The sequence below is a fragment of the Halorubellus litoreus genome, assembly GCF_055378595.1.
This window is the reverse complement of record NZ_AP043836.1, coordinates 1,912,419-1,930,169: the sequence shown is the minus strand read 5'-3', so window position 1 is coordinate 1,930,169 and position 17,751 is coordinate 1,912,419. Positions and strand designations below refer to the sequence as shown.

21 protein-coding genes and 1 tRNA gene are annotated in these 17,751 nt (G+C 68.4%); 13 read left to right on the top strand and 9 right to left on the bottom strand.

Annotation, left to right across the window (positions count from 1 at the left end; genetic code table 11):
* Positions 1–6 precede the first annotated feature (6 nt).
* Complete coding sequence (locus ACZ48X_RS13820; protein ID WP_336349159.1) at positions 7–1,116, bottom strand: DUF373 family protein; 1,110 nt, start codon at positions 1,114–1,116, stop codon at positions 7–9.
* A gap of 79 nt (positions 1,117–1,195) precedes the next feature.
* Positions 1,196–1,447: a hypothetical protein gene (locus tag ACZ48X_RS13815; RefSeq protein ID WP_336349160.1), complete on the bottom strand. Its 252-nt coding sequence runs from the start codon at positions 1,445–1,447 to the stop codon at positions 1,196–1,198.
* A gap of 131 nt (positions 1,448–1,578) precedes the next feature.
* On the opposite strand from ACZ48X_RS13815, the gene ACZ48X_RS13810 reads away from it, so the two are divergent.
* Together ACZ48X_RS13810 and ACZ48X_RS13805 are read left to right on the top strand one after the other, a co-directional pair.
* Positions 1,579–2,490, top strand: coding sequence for a YqcI/YcgG family protein (locus ACZ48X_RS13810; RefSeq protein WP_336349161.1), 912 nt, complete (start codon positions 1,579–1,581; stop codon positions 2,488–2,490).
* Positions 2,487–3,068, top strand: coding sequence for a cysteine hydrolase family protein (locus ACZ48X_RS13805; protein ID WP_336349162.1), 582 nt, complete (start codon positions 2,487–2,489; stop codon positions 3,066–3,068). Before ACZ48X_RS13810 ends, ACZ48X_RS13805 begins: the two co-directional genes overlap by 4 nt.
* A gap of 29 nt (positions 3,069–3,097) precedes the next feature.
* Here the strand turns inward: ACZ48X_RS13805 and ACZ48X_RS13800 are convergent, their stop codons facing one another.
* Complete coding sequence (locus ACZ48X_RS13800; protein WP_336349163.1) at positions 3,098–3,616, bottom strand: phosphate-starvation-inducible PsiE family protein; 519 nt, start codon at positions 3,614–3,616, stop codon at positions 3,098–3,100.
* 189 nt (positions 3,617–3,805) lie between these two features.
* Here ACZ48X_RS13800 and ACZ48X_RS13795 point away from each other — a divergent pair, with 189 nt between their 5' ends.
* A complete protein-coding gene (locus ACZ48X_RS13795; RefSeq protein ID WP_336349164.1) occupies positions 3,806–4,801 on the top strand; it encodes a radical SAM protein in 996 nt (331 codons plus the stop codon).
* Between the two features lie 72 nt (positions 4,802–4,873).
* On the opposite strand, the gene ACZ48X_RS13790 is transcribed toward ACZ48X_RS13795, so the two are convergent.
* Entirely contained in the window at positions 4,874–5,308 is a 435-nt protein-coding gene (locus ACZ48X_RS13790) for a DUF7979 domain-containing protein (RefSeq protein WP_336349165.1), read from the bottom strand.
* A gap of 139 nt (positions 5,309–5,447) precedes the next feature.
* Between ACZ48X_RS13790 and ACZ48X_RS13785 the strand changes: the two genes are divergently transcribed.
* Positions 5,448–6,854 (top strand): outer membrane protein assembly factor BamB family protein, encoded by a 1,407-nt coding sequence (locus ACZ48X_RS13785; RefSeq protein WP_336349166.1) that lies wholly within the window; start codon positions 5,448–5,450, stop codon positions 6,852–6,854.
* Positions 6,855–6,920: 66 nt separating this feature from the next.
* On the opposite strand, the gene ACZ48X_RS13780 is transcribed toward ACZ48X_RS13785, so the two are convergent.
* Complete coding sequence (locus ACZ48X_RS13780; protein WP_336349167.1) at positions 6,921–7,865, bottom strand: alpha/beta fold hydrolase; 945 nt, start codon at positions 7,863–7,865, stop codon at positions 6,921–6,923.
* A 298-nt stretch (positions 7,866–8,163) separates the two neighbouring features.
* On the opposite strand from ACZ48X_RS13780, the gene ACZ48X_RS13775 reads away from it, so the two are divergent.
* Positions 8,164–8,643, top strand: coding sequence for a TRAM domain-containing protein (locus ACZ48X_RS13775; RefSeq protein WP_336349168.1), 480 nt, complete (start codon positions 8,164–8,166; stop codon positions 8,641–8,643).
* Positions 8,644–8,829: 186 nt separating this feature from the next.
* Positions 8,830–9,615, top strand: coding sequence for an SDR family oxidoreductase (locus ACZ48X_RS13770; RefSeq protein ID WP_336349169.1), 786 nt, complete (start codon positions 8,830–8,832; stop codon positions 9,613–9,615).
* 18 nt (positions 9,616–9,633) lie between these two features.
* Here the strand turns inward: ACZ48X_RS13770 and ACZ48X_RS13765 are convergent, their stop codons facing one another.
* Together ACZ48X_RS13765 and ACZ48X_RS13760 are read right to left on the bottom strand one after the other, a co-directional pair.
* Positions 9,634–10,665, bottom strand: coding sequence for a mannose-1-phosphate guanylyltransferase (locus ACZ48X_RS13765; protein WP_336349663.1), 1,032 nt, complete (start codon positions 10,663–10,665; stop codon positions 9,634–9,636).
* A gap of 26 nt (positions 10,666–10,691) precedes the next feature.
* Positions 10,692–10,970: a DUF7091 family protein gene (locus ACZ48X_RS13760; RefSeq protein ID WP_336349170.1), complete on the bottom strand. Its 279-nt coding sequence runs from the start codon at positions 10,968–10,970 to the stop codon at positions 10,692–10,694.
* 225 nt (positions 10,971–11,195) lie between these two features.
* Between ACZ48X_RS13760 and ACZ48X_RS13755 the strand changes: the two genes are divergently transcribed.
* The 4 genes from ACZ48X_RS13755 to ACZ48X_RS13740 all read left to right on the top strand — a co-directional run bounded on the left by ACZ48X_RS13755 (position 11,196) and on the right by ACZ48X_RS13740 (position 13,700).
* A complete protein-coding gene (locus tag ACZ48X_RS13755; RefSeq protein ID WP_336349171.1) occupies positions 11,196–12,131 on the top strand; it encodes a replication factor A in 936 nt (311 codons plus the stop codon).
* A gap of 1 nt (position 12,132) precedes the next feature.
* Entirely contained in the window at positions 12,133–12,741 is a 609-nt protein-coding gene (locus ACZ48X_RS13750; protein WP_336349172.1) for an RPA family protein, read from the top strand.
* A gap of 125 nt (positions 12,742–12,866) precedes the next feature.
* On the top strand, positions 12,867–13,286 hold the full coding sequence (locus ACZ48X_RS13745; protein WP_336349173.1) for a DUF8146 domain-containing protein: 420 nt from the start codon (positions 12,867–12,869) through the stop codon (positions 13,284–13,286).
* Positions 13,287–13,499: 213 nt separating this feature from the next.
* Complete coding sequence (locus ACZ48X_RS13740; protein WP_336349174.1) at positions 13,500–13,700, top strand: hypothetical protein; 201 nt, start codon at positions 13,500–13,502, stop codon at positions 13,698–13,700.
* 12 nt (positions 13,701–13,712) lie between these two features.
* Here the strand turns inward: ACZ48X_RS13740 and ACZ48X_RS13735 are convergent, their stop codons facing one another.
* On the bottom strand, positions 13,713–14,168 hold the full coding sequence (locus ACZ48X_RS13735; RefSeq protein ID WP_336349175.1) for a DUF5814 domain-containing protein: 456 nt from the start codon (positions 14,166–14,168) through the stop codon (positions 13,713–13,715).
* Positions 14,169–14,444: 276 nt separating this feature from the next.
* Here ACZ48X_RS13735 and ACZ48X_RS13730 point away from each other — a divergent pair.
* The 3 genes from ACZ48X_RS13730 (at position 14,445) to twy1 (ending at position 16,203) form a co-directional block, all read left to right on the top strand.
* Positions 14,445–14,517, top strand: a tRNA-His gene (locus ACZ48X_RS13730).
* A 317-nt stretch (positions 14,518–14,834) separates the two neighbouring features.
* Positions 14,835–15,101 carry a hypothetical protein gene (locus ACZ48X_RS13725; protein WP_336349176.1) on the top strand — a complete coding sequence of 89 codons (267 nt, stop codon included), beginning with the start codon at positions 14,835–14,837 and terminating at the stop codon, positions 15,099–15,101.
* Between the two features lie 112 nt (positions 15,102–15,213).
* Positions 15,214–16,203: a 4-demethylwyosine synthase TYW1 gene (gene twy1 / locus ACZ48X_RS13720; protein WP_336349177.1), complete on the top strand. Its 990-nt coding sequence runs from the start codon at positions 15,214–15,216 to the stop codon at positions 16,201–16,203.
* 28 nt (positions 16,204–16,231) lie between these two features.
* Here twy1 and ACZ48X_RS13715 read toward each other — a convergent pair whose 3' ends face one another.
* Positions 16,232–17,617 carry a hemolysin family protein gene (locus ACZ48X_RS13715; RefSeq protein WP_336349178.1) on the bottom strand — a complete coding sequence of 462 codons (1,386 nt, stop codon included), beginning with the start codon at positions 17,615–17,617 and terminating at the stop codon, positions 16,232–16,234.
* Positions 17,618–17,751: the final 134 nt, after the last annotated feature.

Sequence of the window (17,751 nt, the reverse complement as noted above, 5' to 3'; positions counted from 1 at the left end):
CCGCGGTCAGTTCGCGGGGTCGACGCGGTCGGGGTCGTCCTCTGCGTCGCCGCCGAAGTGCGTCTCGGCGACCGCGAACGCGAGCGTGGAGGCGACCCCGAGCAGCGTCCCGCTGAGGAGGGTCGCGGCGAGGAACGGGAGCGAGACGAGTTCGAGGAAGTACGCGCTGACGCCGTAGAGCACCATCCCCATGGCGACGACGTAGAACGGCGCGTTCAGGTACCGCCACTCGAGGCGGCCGGCGATGTACTCGTCGGTTATCTGGCCGAGGCTCGTGGTGACGCCGGCGGCGGCGAACCACTGGACGGCGCCGTAGACGAGCGCGGCGAGCACCTGGAGGACACCGAGTTCGCCCGCGGTGCGCCCGCGGACGGTGTCGAGGGTCTCCACGCCCGTGATGCCGCCGACGCCGAGCAGCGCCGCGGCGACGACGTAACTCAGTATCGTCATCCGGCCGGCGTACAGCGACGACCGCACGCGCTCGACGGTCGCGTCGAGCTTGTCGCCGACGCCGAGGCCGCGGCCGAGCACGTAGAACCCGATCGCGGCCGAGGAGAGTCCCAGGACTTCGCCCGGGAGCTGGAGGAGGTCCGCGAGGATGGCGAGCGGGTAGATCAAGAGCAGGATGCCGAGCGGCACGAGGATGGTCCCGCGGGTCTCGGGGTCGTTCATCACCTGCTTGAGCGTGTAGTACATCGACTCGAGGTCCTGGGCCTGCCGGACGACGACGCGCCTGACGCCGTCGACGGTGACCCGGGAGCGGATGACGGGGATGACGGACTCGTCCTGCGCGCCGTCCGTGACGATGAGCGCCTTCACCTCCTCGCTCGTCGCGAGGCCCGCGAGGACCTCGTCGACCTCGTCGCCGACCGCGCGGTTCGCGCGGACGTCGCCCTTCTCGTTGCCCGTGACCGCCGCCACCTCGACGCGCTGGTCGGTGATGGTGTCGGCGAGGTGCACGCCCTGGAAGAGCACGTTCACGTCGGAGTCCTCGGGGTCCGCGGTCGCGAGCTTGACGGCGGCGTCCTCGACCGCGTCGCGACCGACGACCGGCGTCTCCACGTCGGTCTTCCGGCCGACGTCGTCGTCCAGGTCGACGCACACCACGAGCAGCATCGTCGGTACGTTCGCCGTCGCCGTTTATCTGTTTTTGGTTGGTCGCGGTCGTCCACGGCGCCGCCGCCAGTCCACGCGGTCAGCTCCCGCGCCGGCCGCGGAGGCGGGCGAGGAGCCCGCGGTCGCCGGTCCGCTGCTGCAGGTGTTTCTGTGCGGTTTCGGCGGCCTCGGTGCGGTCGCGGACCGCGTGCGTGTCGACGCGTCGACCGGCGTCCTTCCGCTCGGCGAGCGAGCGGACGCGGCCGCCCGGACTCCCGCGGTGGACGACCCACGCGAGGACCGCGAACGGCGCGACCGCACCGAGAACGACCATCGCCACGATGACGCCCATGTCACCGACTAACACATTTGAAGATAAATTGGTTTCGGCCAACAGGTCTGGTGGGTGGTTGCGGACCGCCAACGGTCGCAGGGGGTCTGATTCCGACGCGTTCATGACGTCGTAGACCCGAGCACTAGCGCATGAGCACCGGCGTCGCGAGCGGACGGGAGGAACTGGTCGGCGGCGACGTGGTCCGGCTCTTCGAGCAGCCCCGCGTGGAGCGTCGCATCGAGAACGGGACGCTGCCCGCGTGGGCGCGACGACAGTACGAAGCGTTCGACGAGAAGCTCCTCGGCGAACGCAACGGCACGGACTTCCCGTGTCACTTCGGCGTCGACGCCCAGCGCAACGGCGGCGCGCTCTACACGTTCGTCCCGCTCGCGGACGGCACGAACGCGGTCGGCGCGGACGCGCTCGACGCGACCGCCCTGGACGCGCTCGCCGACGTCGTCGCGGCGTACCTGGCGACGCGCGAGATGCACGGCCCGCGCACGAGCCTCGTGACGTTCTTCGAACCACCCGCGGACCCCGACGCCTGGACCGAGGCCGACTACCGGGAGGCGTTCTGGCGCGTCCTCCAGTCCCTCCACGACGCCGACACCGCGCCCTGGCCCGCGGACATCGCGACCGACCCCGCGCACCCGCAGTTCGAGTTCTGTTACGCCGGCGAACCGATGTTCGTCACGGGGGCCGCACCGTTCTACGACGAGCGCGCCAGCCGGTACAACGGCGTCGGCCTCGAGGTCACCTTCCAACCGCGGAGCGTCTTCGCGGGCATCACGGGCGACACCGACGCCGGCCAGCGCGCCCGCGAGCAGATACACGACCGCATCGAGGACTACGACGGCACGCACCCCCACGCCCACATCGGGGACTGGGAGGACGACGACAGCCACGAGTGGAAACAGTACCTCCTTCCCGCGGGCGACGAGGCGTTCGCCGACGACGCCTGCCCGCTCGACGTCCACCCCGTCGACGTCGCGAGCTCGAACGACGACGCGGGCCCAGAAGACGACGCGACCGCATCGCCGGGCGACGGTGAGAGCGCGTGACGTCCGACACGACCGAGTCCGGCGAGCGCATCCTGCCGGACCCCGGGACGGCGCTCGTCCTCGTCGACGTCCAGGAGGGGTTCGACGACCCGGCGTGGGGCGACCGGAACAACCCCGACGCGGAGGCGCGCGTCGGCGACCTCCTGTCGTCGTGGCGGCGCCGCGGCTGGCCGGTCGTCCACGTCAAGCACGACTCGACCGAACCGGACTCGCCGCTCCGCCCGGACGCGCCCGGGAACGCGTTCAAGACCGAGGCGGAACCCACAGACGGCGAACCCGTCTTCCACAAGTCCGTCAACGGCGCGTTCGTCGACACCGACCTCCAGCCGTGGCTCGACCACCGCGGCATCGGCCGGCTCGTCCTCTGTGGGCTGACGACCGACCACTGCGTGTCCACGACCGCGCGGATGGCGGAGAACCGCGGGTTCGACGTCACCGTCGTCGCCGACGCGACCGCGACGTTCGACCGCACCACACACGACGGCGAGGTCCTGCCCGCCGAGGCGTCCCATCGCGCCGCGCTCGCGCACCTCGACGGCGAGTTCGCGACCGTCGTCGACGCCGCCGACCTCACCTGACCGCGTAGTGGCCACCCGCTGGCTGCGGGCTACGAGTCGCTGACGGCTTCGCGTTCGACGTAGAGGAGCGCGCCGAGCGAGAGCAAGATGACCGCGTAGGCAGCGGCGGTGAGGAGGGCATCGGTCTTCGTCGCGAACGTGTCGGTGCGGTAGACGATGACCTTCCTGACGATGGCGATGATGCCCGTGTAGAGGACGAGCCGGACGATGCTACGAGTCTCGTCGCGTCGGGTGTACGCGACGACGGTCTGGTAGACCTCGACGATGATGAACAGGAGGAGCGCGGTGTCGATGAACCCGACGACGACCTCGGGGTCGAAGATGTTCGGCGTGAACGCCTGCTCGCCGATCTGGAGCGAGAGGTCGAACACGCCGATCGCGAACAGGACGACGAGGACGTACGCGGCCACGATCTCGATACCACGGATGAGCGACTCCGAGAACTCGACCACGCGCTGGGTGCGCGACTCCGCCTCGTCGTCGCTCCCGTCGGCGAGCTCTTCGGCGGCGTCGTCGACGGTCGCCTCCGAACCCTCATCGACAGTCATTCTCTCACACGACACTGCGGTCGCGGACGGGATAACTGGCGGGGCAGGTACGGCGGACCCGACCCACGCCACCGAAACCGCAGGGACCGCGCCGAGGGGGTCCGTGAGGAGGACTCGCACGTCCGGCGAGCGCCAGCGTCCGCGTTTCGCACGCTTTTTCCCGCTCGACGCGGTTGCTAGGTGCAAGGAATGATATCGAAGGGCTGCGAGCAGTGCGCCAAGGGCGGCAAGATGGTGATGTTCGTCTACGGGTACTGCGACCAGCGCGATTGCTTCTACTGTCCGCTCGGCGAGAACCGGAAGAACGTCACGGACGTGTACGCGAACGAGCGTCTCGTCGAGAGCGACGAGGACGTCATCCAGGAAGCGAAGCGCATGGACGCCCTCGGCACGTCCATCACTGGCGGGGAACCCCAGGAGGCGATGGACCGCACGTGCCACTACCTTTCACTACTGAAGGACGAGTTCGGCGAGGACCACCACACGCACCTCTACACGGGCATCCCCGGCGGTCGCGAGAACATGCGGCGCCTCTCGGAAGCGGGCCTCGACGAGATCAGATTCCATCCGCCCGTCGAACTCTGGGGCGACATGCACGGGACCGAGTGGGAGGACATCCTCTACGTCGCTCGCGAGGAAGGATTGACGCCGGCGTTCGAGATTCCGGGCATCTACGCGGAACCGGAGTTCCTCGAGTTCCTCGACGAGGGCGCGGCGGAGTTCTGTAACATCAACGAGTTCGAGATGAGCGACGGGAACTACCGCCGCATGCAGGAGGAGGGCTTCGAGCTGAAGGACGGCCACATGAGCGCCGTCGAGGGGTCGCGCGAGGACATCCTCGACGTGATGGGCGACCACGAGAAGGTGTACTTCTGCACGTCGGTGTTCAAGGACGCCGCCCAGCACCGCCGGCGCCTGAAGCGGATGGCGCGGAACATCCGCCGGGAGTTCGACGAGGTCACCGACGACGGGACGCTCGTCTACGGGAAGACGACGGTTCCCGCGGAGCGCTTCGAGGCACTGGGCGTGCCCGAGGAGTTCTACACGGTCAAGTCGGAGCACGTCGAGGTCGCGTGGTGGCTCTTAGAGGAGATGATCGAGGAGGGCGACGTCGACGAGGGCGAGATCGTGGAGCAGTACCCGACGGTGAACGGGACCGTCGTCGAGCGTACGCCGCTGGCCTGACTGTTCCAGCATCCGGCGACCGCCAGGTCGCCGGGTCGCGGGAAGTCGACGATTCTCAGTACTTGTATCGGTTCAGACGGGGTAGGAGCGGCGGCGTTGTCGGCGGTCGCGGGTGTGGAACGCGAAGACGATCGCGGCGAAGCCGCTGGCGGCGGTGGCGAGCGCGGCGACGCCGAACTGGGTGAACGGGTCGAAGTAGGTTCGGCGCGCGAACAGGTGGTACTCGCCGGCGTAGCGGACGGCGATGGGGCCGCGTCCGGGGCCGGGGAGGGCGCCGAGGCTGTCGGTGACGTAGCGGTCGCCGGCGATGCCGGCGGTGACGCGGTCGCGGTCGGCAGCGGTGAGGTCCGGGTAGTCGACGACCCAGTCGGCGTCGGCGAGGTCCGTGGTGACGCCGGCGTACGCGAACTCGAAGCGGATGGCACCGACGCCGAGGACGACGCCGGCGACGACGAGGCAGACGCCGAGGACGAACGCGAGCGAGGGTGCCTGCGGCGGGGAACGCATGCGATATGTAGGCATCGGGGAACGATAAGGACTGCGAGCGGGCGGTGGATTCGGTGGCGAGGCGACGTCGAACGGGAGTCCGAGTGATGGTCGCCCCCTCGGCCCGCAGTTTCATGTACGTTTCTCACAAGGAACGCGTATGGCGAAGCGACGTCGATTCTTGGCGGCAGTCACCGGCGGGTTGTCGCTCGCGGGCTGCCTGCGATTGGAGGGGGGCGAGGGGGCGACCGCGGAGGGAACGACGGTACCCGGGACGGACGAGCCGGCGCCGCCGTCGAGCGCGGCGCCGACGACCGAAGCGCCCACCGAGGAACCGACCGACGAGGACCCGGGGTCCGCGACGGCGCTGTCGGGGACGTGGCGGCAGTTCCGCGGTGACGCTGCGAACACCGGCCGCACGACCGCTGCTGGCCCGAGTGCGTCCGTGGAAGCGACCTGGCGGTCGAAACCGTCCGACCCGGTCGCGGCGATCTCGTCGCCCGTGGTCGCGGACGGTCGCGCGTACGTCCTCGCCGACGAGGGCGTGCTCGTCGCGCTCGACGGGACCGACGGGTCGCTGGTGTGGTCCCAGCAACTGCCGGGGGACTCGGACACGGTCGGGTCGCCGGCGGTCGTGGACGGGACCGTGTTCGTGGCGTCGCTCGACGGCGGTACCGCGTACGCGCTGAACGCGTCCTCGGGCGCGTTCGAGTGGCAGGCGTCCATCGACGGCGGTGCGTTCGCGTCGCCGGCCGTCGGTGACGGGGTCGTCTACGTGGCGTCGACGACGGGCGTCGTGCACGCGCTCGACGCTGCGGACGGCTCGGAGCGCTGGCGGTACGAGACCGGCGGCCGGACCGTGCTCGCGTCGCCCGCGCTCGACGACGGGTCGCTCTACGTCGCGAGTACGACGCCGAACGAACTCCCGTCGGGCGTCGACGACCTGTTCGACGTCCTGTACTACGACCAGTTCTACCGCGGTGGCGACGTCGAGACGGAGCCGCACGCGACCGCTGCGAGGCTCGACGCTCGCGCCGGACTGCACGTGCTCGACGCGTCGAACGGGGACGTCCTCGGCACGCAGTCGTTCCCGCACTTCGTCGCGTCGACGCCCGCGGTCGCGGCCGACGCGCTCGTCGTCGGCTGCTGGGACGGGAACGTGTACGCGCTCGAACGCGGGTCCGGCGCGGAGCGATGGGTCGCGTCGACCGGCGCGCCGATCAGTGCGTCGCCGGCGGTCGGCGACGGCGTCGTCTACTGCGGGACGTGGAACGGGAGCCTGCACGCGTTCGACGCGAGCACGGGCAGCCAGGAGTGGTTCCTCCCCGTCGGCGAGAACGTCTCGTCGTCGCCCGCCGTCACCGACGACGCGGTGTACGTCACCGGGCGAGGGGGCGGACTCGTCGCCGCCGGACTCGACGGCGGTGTCCGGTGGCGGTTCGACGGCGCCGCTGGCGGCTTCCATCCGTCCTCGCCGGCGGTCGTCGACGGCGCCGTCGTCGTCTGCGGCGAAGGCGACAACCCGGACGCGGCCGACGGCGTCGTCTTCAGGCTCGACGCCGCCTGAACGCGGCCGCGCTCGGGGCGCGTTCGACGGTCACTCGGGGCCGAGGAACTACCCGGGGCCGAGGAACTACTCGGGACTGAGGAACGCGAGGATGGCGTCCCGGGCGTCCGTGGTCGGTTCGAGCCACGGCGTGTGGCCGTGGTCGTCGAGGACGACCATCTCGCCGTCGGGCATGGCGTCGGCGACCGGACGGCCGACGGCTGGCGGCCAGAAGAAGTCCTCGGTCCCCCAGACGAACCGCGTCGGGACCGTGCTCGTCTCGAGTTCGTCGCGGACGACGAACCGCGCGTGCATTCCGCCGCGGAGCGTGCCCGCGGTCGTGTTCAGCGCGACGAGGCTGTCGGTCTGTCCGGGAACCCGTTCGCCCGCGAGGCCGACCTCGAGGAGCGCGTCGTCGAGCGCGCTGTCGTCCTCGAGGTTGATGAGGTTCCACTGCTCGCGGGCGTCGTCGAGCGAGTCGGCGATCGACCGGCGGAACAACCACGGGCCGACCTTCGGCGCGTACGTCAGGCGGAACACCCACGGGACCTTCCGGGAGAGCCCGCCGGGCGCGCCGACGAGGCACGTCCGGTCGACGCGCTCGGGGTGGTCGACCTGGAGGTGCAGCGCCTGCATCCCGCCCAGGGAGTTCCCGAGGACGCGCGTCGCGTCGACGTCGAGCGCGTCCATGAGGCCCGTGACGTAGTCGACGCCGAACTCGCGGAAGTCCACGGTCGCGTAGTCCACGGCCGTCGACAGCCCGCGGCCGGGGCGGTCCGGCGCGACGACGCGGAACTCGTCGGCGAGCGCGTCGAACAGCGGGAGCCACGTCGCGGCGTTCGTACTGAGGCCGTGCAGGCAGAGCAGCGGCGGGCCGTCGCCCGCTTCGAGGTAGTGAATCCGGTCGCCGGCGACGGACGCGGTCCGCGACGCGACCTCGACGTCCACGTCGTCGACGTACGCCTCCAGCGCGTCCACGTACGCTCGCTCGGCGGGGTCGTTCGCCTGCACCTCCGCGACGGTGAGCGACATGCTCGACCCGAGTGGCGCCGGCAGGAAAGAGGTACCGCCGTGACCGACCGTCACCGGACGAATCCCCGTAATCGCTCAGTCGCGTCCCAGACCGCGAGCGGGGAGCCAGCGCACCGGACGCCCGAAGGGTCGATCACTCGACGCCGCCGCACCCACAGCGAACGCGTCATTCTGGTAGCATAGTTGGTCCAACGGACCAGTGCTTGGTTTTACTCACGGCTGGACGCGTGAACGCGCAATGGGCGTGGGACACCGCCCCAACGCAAGCGTTTTGCCTCGCGGGCCGCAACTGATGGCCATGTCGGACTGTCCACTCGCCGACGACTGCCCGCGATTCACAGAGCGCGTCGCCGGCATGGGGTGTCAATCCTACGGCGACCGGAGCGGCATGGAGTGGTGCAAGGACTACGACCAGCCGATCTCTGACTTGAAGACCCAGCCCGTGAAGCCCGGGGAAGAGATAGTCGTGGAGGTAACGGACATCCACGAGAGCGGCGCTGGCGTCGGCCGCACCGAGGACGGCTTCATCGTGATGGTCGACGGCGTCCTCCCGGAGGCTCGCGCGAGAGTGAAGGTCACGAACGTCCACTCGAATCACGCTCGCGCCGACGAGATCGAGCGCCTCCCGATGGACGAGGACCTCGACGACGGTGACGGCGCCGAACTCGGGTACGACGACCCCGACGAAGCCGACGCCGACGACGACGAGGACGACGATAGCGGCCGGCGCGTCGACCGCGAACGCCTCGGGAGTCGCGAGAACTTCTGGGGGAACTAGCCGGCCGTCGCGGGCAGCCCATCGACCTGGACAGTCCAACCGCCGTCCGTTTCTGCAGACCGCTCTCGACCCGTCGCTTCTGCGAGTCGCGCTCGACGCATCGAGTGGCGACGCGCGTGCGCACCTGTCGCGACGAGCGCTGCCGGCGGCACATGCTATTAGTTCTCTGCGAGCGTCGCCCTTGGCATGGACCTGCATCTTGACGGTGACGTGGCGCTGGTAACGGCGAGTTCGAGCGGGCTCGGATACGCGAGCGCCGAAGCACTGGCTCGTGAGGGCGCACACGTGGCGATCTGTGGTCGGGACGAGGAGCGACTCGCGGCCGCCGAGGCGGACCTCGAAGCCGTCGGAGACGGCCGCGTGCTCGCACAGCCCGCGGACCTGACCGACCCCGCGGACGTGAGCGCGCTCGTCGACGCGACCGCCGACGAGTTCGGCGGCATCGACCACCTCGTGACGTCCGCCGGCGGCCCGCCGTCGGGCGGGTTCCTCGACATGGAGGACCGCGACTGGTACGGCGCGTACGACACGCTCGTGATGAGCGCCGTCTGGACGCTCCGCGAGGCGTACCCCCATCTCGACGCGAGCGAGAAGGGGACGTGGACGGCGATCACGTCCCGGAGCGTCCGCGAGGTCATCGACGACCTCGTCCTCTCGAACGCCGTCCGGCGGGCGGTCATCGGCCTCGTCAAGTCCGTGAGTCACGAGTTCGGCCCGAGCGTCCGCGCGAACGCCGTCCTCCCGGGCGCACACGAGACGAGCCGCATCGAGGAACTCGTCGAGGACGCGGTCGAGCGCGGCGACCACGAGACGTACGCTGACGGGCTGGCGGAGTGGGGCGAGGGCGTCCCGCTCGAACGCATCGGCGACCCACAGGAACTCGGGGACGTCGTCGCGTTCCTCGCCAGCGACCGTGCGAGCTACGTGAACGGCGTGAGCGTCCCCGTCGACGGCGGGAGCCTGCGAAGCTAGCGCTCCGACAGCGAGCACTCAGAAGGCGTCGCGTTCGCGGAGTTCGGCGACGACGTCGCGGACGCGCTGGCTCGCGTCTCGCGGCGCGACGAGCACGCGGTCGTCGAACGCCGCGACGACGATGTCCTCGCAGTCGACCACCGAGACGTGTGCGTCGTCGGTCGCGACGACGCTGTCCGTGGTGTCGACGAGGATGGCGTCGCCGGCCGGGCCGTCGTCCGAACCGAGGACGGCGTTCCCGTCGGTGTCGGCGTCGAGGATGCGCGCGAGGGCGTCCCACGAGCCGAGGTCGTCCCACGCGAACGTCGCGGGGACGACGTACGCGTCGCTGGTGCGTTCGAGGACCGCGTAGTCGACGCTGATCGCGGGCGCGACGGCGAACGCCGACTCCAGGTCGAGCGCGTCCTCCGCGAGCGACGAGAGCGGCGTCTCCTCGCACTCGCGGAGGAACGCGTCGGGCGTCCACGCGAACACCCCCGCGTTCCAGAGACACCCGAGGTCGAGCAGTTGCTCGGCGGTCGCCCGGTCGGGCTTCTCGCGGAACGCCGCGACGGGTGCGTACTCGCCGCCGTCCGCCGTCTGCTGGAACGCGGCGGGTTCGACGTACCCGTACCCCGTCGCCGGTCGCGTCGGTTCGACGCCCATCGTCACGAGTCCGTCCGTGTCGACCGCGACGCGGGCAGCGTGCCGGGCGACCGCAGCGAAGTCGCCGTCGACGTGGTGGTCCGCCGGGACGCAGCACATGACGCACTCGCCGAACTCGTCGCGAACGCGCTGCGCGGCGTACGCGAGCGCCGGCCCCGTGTCCTTCGGTTCCGGTTCGACGAACACCGTAGCGTCGGGTGCGTGCTCGCGGACCGCGGCCGCGTGCCGGTCGCCGGTCAGGACCACCGTCTCGTCTGCGAACGCGACGCGGTCGACCGTCTCCGCGAGCAGCGAGCACTCGCCGTCGAGCGCGAGGAACTGCTTCGGGCGGTCGCTTCGACTCGCCGGATATAGCCGCGTCCCGGTGCCGCCGGCGAGCACGCACGCGACGACCGGGACGTCCACGCCGCCAGCGCCCGCGGACGCCTCGTTCACCACGTCTGCACGCACCCCTCGCGGACGTCCTCCGCGCAGCCCTCGCAGTCCGGGTGGCCCTCCTCGAAGCACGCCGGCCGCCCCTGGTCGTCGACGAACGCCGCGCGCTTCTCGACGTACCGCCGGCAGACGATCTTGTGCCGGCCGTGCTCGTCTTGCGGCAGCTCCGCGGTCGCCCGGCCGGTCCGGTACGCCTTCTGGGCCTCCGCGTACCGCCGCCCCGCCGCGCGCAGCGAATCCCGCAGGCGCTCAGCGATGTCGTCGCCGTCTCCCATACGTCCCCGTCCGGGCGGGCCGCGGAAAGCGTCTTCGCCCACGGACGGGAGACCGTCGAGACCCGAAATCGACCGCCAGCGGGCGTCGACCACCCCCAGCGAAGCGCCCTCTCGACGCCCAGACCGCCCGTCTTCACTTTCACTCCGCATACCACAGTTTAAATACCATCGGGCGCGAAGGTCGATGCGTCTCCCACGAAACACACGCGGAGACAGGAACCCAACATGAGCGATCTGCGAGACCACGCCGAAGACATACACGAACAGTTCTCGGACCACATCGACATCGACGTCGACGACGTCGAGGAACGCCTCAGCACGCTCGTCGACGAGTACAAAGTCCCGCTCGACGAGGCACGGCGCTCTGTCACGAGCCACTACCTCGACGAAGCCGGCATGGAGCGCGACGCGCTCGGTGGCGGCAGCGGCTCGAACGACCACGTCCAGGTCGCGGACGTCGACGAGGACGAACAGTGGATCGACGTCACCGCGAAGGTCGTCGACCTCTGGGACCCTCGGAGCGACGCCGTCGCCCAGGTCGGGCTGCTCGGCGACGAATCGGGCACCATCAAGTTCACCGCGTTCGCGTCCAGCGACCTCCCGAAACTCGAGGAGGACGCCGTGTACGCGCTCGGGAACCTCGTCACCGACGAGTACCAGGGCAACTACTCGGTGAAACTCAACCGGACGACCACGATCGAGCAGCTCGACGAGGACATCGAGGTCGGCGACGACTCGACGACCGTCGAGGGCGCGCTCGTCGCGATGCAGTCCGGCTCCGGACTCATCAAGCGCTGCCCGGAGGAGGACTGCACGCGCGTCCTCCAGAACGGCCGCTGTAGCGAGCACGGCGAGGTCGAAGGCGAGTTCGACCTCCGCATCAAGGGCGTCGTCGACGACGGCGTCGACGCGCACGAGGTCATCTTCGACAAGGAGACGACCGAAGCCATCACCGGCATCAGCCTGGAGGAGGCGAAGGACATGGCGATGGACGCGCTCGACACGACCGTCGTCGCCGACGAGATCCGCGACCTCGTCATCGGCACGTACTATCGCGTGAGCGGCCCGACGTTCGGCCGGTACGTGCTCGCGGACGACGTCGAACAGCTCAGCGAGCCGGTCGATGCGACCGCGGCGCTGGAACGAGCGAGGTCGATGTGACATGAGTCAGGCACCCACTCGCGAAGTCGCGAAACGCGTCTTCGCACGCGAATTCAACGACGCAACGTTCACGTTCAAGGAATCCGACGACGAGCGCGCCCCGAACTTCGCGCTGCTCCCCACGGGGGACCGCGCGAACCGCGTGTTCGTCGTCGGCACCCTGACCGAGACCGAGGACATCGGTGACGAATCCGAGTACTGGCGTGGTCGCGTGGTCGGTCCGACGGGGACCTTCTTCGTGTACGCCGGCCAGTACCAGCCGGACGCGACCGCGTTCCTCCGCGACGCCGAGGCGCCGGAGTACGTCGCGGTCGTCGGGAAGCCGTCGACGTTCGAGACGGACGACGGCACCGTGAACGTCTCGCTGCGGCCGGAGTCCATCTCGGCGAGCGACGAGAACGCGCGCGAGCGCTGGATCGTCGAGACCGCCGAGCGGACGCTCGACCGCATCGAGGCGTTCGAGGACGAGACGAACGAGTACGCGGAGATGGCGCGCGACGAGTACGATACCGCCGTGGAGACGTACCGTCGCGAGGCCGAGGCCGCGCTCGACTCCATCGTCGAGGACGGCGACGCGGCCGAGGAGTCGGAGCCGGAAGCGGCGCCCTGACCGCCGGGGCGCTCGCCGCCCGGCCTCTCGACCGCTGACCGCTGCCGTTTTCTACTGCATCGCGCCCGTCCGTGCGAGCGTCTGACAAATACTTAAGTGCGTGAACGCGATAGTACGCGCCTAGGATGGGGAACAAGAACAAGACGATCTCCTTCCGCGTGAACGAGGACGCGTTCGAGACGCTCCAGGAGATCGCGGAGGAACGAGACATCTCGCTGTCGGCGGTGTTCCGCGACTACGTCGACATGCTGGTCGCGCACGACGGCCAGGTCGCGGTGATGCCCGAGCACGAGATCAGCGAGGAAGACACCGACCAGGAGGAATGGCCACCGAAGGTGAAGGTCCCGAAGAGCTTCGTCCGCGAGCACGAACGCCTCGAACTGGAAGCCGACCACCTCCGCGACCAACTCGACGAGTACAAGCAGTACGTCACGAAGCTCCGCGAGGAGGTGGACGACGACCCCGGCGAGGACGTCATCCACCTCGAGGACCTCGACGGGAGCGAAACCGAAGAGGACGACGAGGACACGCCGTACGTCGGCTGACCGTCTCCTTCTCAGTACGGACGACTCGCTGGCGGCGTTCCCCTGGTTTCGTCGCTCTCGAACCAACCTGTCGTTTCTCGTTCGGTACCGTAGCGCGTACCGGTGCGTCTGGCTCTGTGGGGTTTCGGGGCACGCGGGGTCGGGAACAGTAAACTCGAGCCGACAGGTATCGGTTCCGACAGTTCAAAGCGAGTGGACGTTCGAGGCAGAGTCGTGCGTGAAGTCCTCTATCGGGTCGGCCTCGGGTCGTACGTCCTCTGGCTACTACTGGTGGTGCTGTACGTGCTCGGTCGGTACACGCCCGTTCCGCGGTTCGAGTTGGTGTACTCGGGGGTCGTCTTCGGCGCCGCGGTACTGACCGTGTTCGGTGCCGGTCGGCTACTTCGAAAGGGATATCGTCGGGTGGTCGACTGACACGGAGGCGTCTCACCCGGAGAGGTTGCGTTTCGCGGAGCGCATGCGGTCTCTTGCTTCCTGTCGGTCGTCGACGTCCGCGAGTTCCTCGGCGGCTTCGAGCGTCCGCACGCTCTGATCGAGGAACGAGAGGATGTCGCCCTCGTACGCGTACAGCATGTAGTCGTCGCTCATCACGTCGACGATGGCGCTCGGCCCGAGGCCTTGCGCGCGGAGTTCGAGGAGGTACCGGATGAACTTCCGTTCGGGGTGCCCGCAGTAGGGGTTGTTGTCGCACGAGCAGTCGAGGAAGTCCTTCGCGAAGTCCAGCACGCGGTCTCTGGTCGCCTCGTCGAGCTTCTCCAGGCCACCGCCCTGGAAGAGGATGTCCAGCGTCGCCCCCTTGAACGCTCCTTTCGGGATGTTCGTGTCCAGCTGCGAGGAGAGCTGCCGGTGGTTCTTGACGTAGATCTTGTCCGTGATCGCCACTGTTGCCCACTCGTAACCGACGAACCGCCAAAAGTCGTTCGCGTTCGCGGTACCACGTCGCACGCCACAGCCGCGACCGCAGGCCGCGCGGAGTCGGCTGGGGAGGACGAGGTGCAGTGCGGAGGCGGTCGCGGGTCCTGACACCAACCACCCACCACCAGATGTTTACAAGATACGTAAACCCCTGCGCCGCCGGGAGTGTGCGACCAACCGACGCGGCCGCCCCGAGTCGTAACGTATATCCATCACAGGAATCGTATCTCAAACTGCAACGTGTCCGGGTTGGGGTAGTGGACTATCCTTCAGCCTTGTGGAGGCTGAGACGCGGGTTCAATTCTCGCACCTGGACCTTCTCCGAACGACCACGCGAACAGCCGCCGCCTCGCGCGGCGGCTGTGAGCATCCTGAGAGAGGAGAAGCGCCGATGGAGAGAATTGAATCAGGGAGGTCGCGCGCAGCGAACGGGGGTGAGCGAGCGCGTCCGACCGAGGTTCGATTCTCGCCCCTGGACCTTCTCCGAACGATTACGCGAACAGCCGCCGCGCCAGCGGTGGCTGTGAGTTCCCCGAGTGAGTGTTCTTGTGCTGGTGTTGGGTGTGGGTGCTCGGTGGTGAGAGGGGTGGGTCGTCCCGTAGTTGTTTGTGGGTGCTGTTCGTAGGCGTGTGTATGGCGCTTGACGATAACGACCACGCGGTGTTGCACGACGTGGTGGAGATGGGTGAGGTGGCGGATACGGAGTACGTGGATTCGCCGATCGAGGGGGAGCCGTCGCGGTTGTACGTGTTGTTCGAGTCGGACGTGGACGTGTTGTCGGACGATTTCCAGCAGTGGATGGTGGAGATGGGGGTGGCGGCGATGAACGTGGGGTTCGAGTCGGACGCGGTCCTCGACCAGTTGTTCGTGGAGTTGCAGGACGTGGACGAACTGGTCTGACTGGCGTGCGACGCCCGCTCGGGCGCTGTTTCCGGTCGTCCGTTCTCGACGTCGGCCGGTAGGGCGCGTGGACACCGCGTGTTTTTCCCCGCTGGACGGCGAGGGGGTTGGTATGAGCGATAGCGAGGACGCCGAGGGCGGGCCGATGCAGGTGTCGGACCCGAACTATCATAGCGTGAATCACACGGCGGCGCAGACGTGTGGGTGGACGAAGAACGCGCTGGAGGGCGAGGGGAAGTGCTACAAGTACGCGTTCTACGGGATCGAGAGTCATCGGTGCATGCAGATGACGCCGGTGGTGAAGTGCAACGAGCGCTGCGTGTTCTGTTGGCGCGATCACGCCGGGCACGCGTACGAGCTGGGGGACGTGGAGTGGGACGACCCGGCGGCGGTCGCGGACGCGACCGTGGAACTCCAGCGGAAGCTCCTGTCGGGGTACGGCGGGAACGAGAACGTGCCGCGTGAGGTGTTCGAGCAGGCGATGGAGCCGCGGCACGTCGCCATCAGTCTGGACGGCGAGCCGACGCTGTACCCGTATCTGCCGGAGCTGATCGACGAGTTCCACGAGCGCGATATCACGACGTTCCTCGTGAGTAACGGGACGAAACCCGAGGTGCTCGAGCGCTGCGACCCGACGCAGTTGTACGTGTCGGTGGACGCGCCCGAGCGGGCGACGTTCGATTCGACCGTGAAGGCCGTGGACGACGACGCGTGGGAGCGCCTCGTCGACACGATGGACGTCCTCGCGGGGAAAGACGAGACGCGGACGGTCCTGCGGACGACGCTCGTGAACGGCGAGAACATGCATAGTCCGGACTGGTACGCGGCGTTCTATCGGCGCGCGAACCCGGACTTCGTGGAGCTGAAGGCGTACATGCACGTCGGGCACTCGCGGGGTCGCCTCGACCGCGATGCGATGCCGGCCCACGAGGACGTGCTCGCGTTCACCGAGGACGTCAAGGAGCACATGCCCGAGCACGACCACCTCGCGGACGTCCCGCAGTCCAGGGTCGCACTGCTCGCGCGGGACTCGGATACGTGGGTGCCGGAGCTCCGGAAGGACAGCGAGTTCTGGGCCGACGATCCGCTCGCGGACGTCTGAACGCGGCCTCTCGGAGCGCTGACCCCGGTCAGTCGTGCTCCTGGACGTCGTCCGCCGACGTTTCGTCGACCACGTCGCCCGGGTCGCGGTCGACGGTCACGCGGACCTTCTGGACGCGAGTGTTCTCCACGTCTTCCGCGCGGAGCGTCACGTTCTCGTACTCGAACGCCTCGCCCTGCTCGACGAGACGGCCCGCGCGGTTGAACAGGAACCCGGCGATGGTCTCGAACTCCTCGCCCTCCGGGAGGACGATGTCGAGCGCCTCGTTGACCGCTTCGACGTTCACCGAGCCGTTCGCCACGACGGTGTCGTCGTCGACGAGCTCGATCGGGTGGTCCTCGTCGCCGACGAGTATCTCGCCGACGATCTCCTCGGTCATGTCCTCCATCGTGATGAGGCCCTCGGTGGCGCCGAACTCGTCGATGACGATGACCATGTGCAGTCGGTTCTCGCGCATCTCCGAGAGGAGGTCGTCGACGTTCTTCGACTCGGGGACGTGCAGCGTCGGATTGACGACGTCCGCGACCGTGAGGTCGCCGTAGTCGTCGGCGTCGTCCCCTTCGAGTTCGCGGATGTCGAAGACGCCGACGACGTTGTCGAGACTGCCTTCGTACGCGGGGAGGCGAGCGTGCCCGGACCGGATGCACTCCTCGATGGCGGTGTCGACGCTCGCGTTCGTGGAGATGGCGGCCATGTCGAGGCGCGGCGTCATCACCTCCTTGGCGGTCGCATTCGTGAACCGGAGGGTGCGTTGGAGCATCTCGCGTTCCTCCTCTTCGAGGATACCCTCGCGTTCACCGGTCTTGATCATGTTCCGTATCTCCTCGCGAGTGACGTACGTGGACTCGATGGACGCGTTCCCGCCGGTGACCTTGTTCACGAGCGACGTCAGATAGTAGAACAGCGTGATGAGTGGCCACAGTACCTTCTCGACGACCGTCAGTCCGCGCGCGACGCGGCGTGCGTGCAGTTCGGTGTTCTCGACGGCGTAGGACTTCGGCGCGCTCTCACCGAATATCAGGACCATCGACGTGATGCCGAACGAGGAGACGAGGACCGCCGCGCCCGGGTCGAAGTAGAACTGGACGATGGTCGTCGAGATCGACGACATCGTGATGTTCACCATGTTGTTCCCGACGAGGATGGTGACGAGCAACCGGTGGGGGTCCTCCTTGAGTCGCTGGACCGCGAGCGCGCCGCGTTTCCCCTGTTCGACCATCGCGTCGATCTGGTGGTTCGGGAGGGAGAACAACGCGATCTCGGACGACGAGAAGAACCCCGACCCCATGAGCAACAGGGCGATGAGGAAGCCGCCGACGGCGGTGAGGCCCGGTTCCCCGAGTTCGATACCGACGAACGGCACGGTGTAACTGGTGCTGGCCACGGCCGCTCCTGCGAGCATGGATGTCCCCATCAGTAGGCCGTTTCCGACGTGGAATGGTAATACTTGCGCCCCGAAGCGGACGTTCCGAGACCCAGCCGGACGAATACGGAGAATATCTTGATGAACGTATCAGAATTATCTCGAAAGGCATTCGTTCGTAAGCT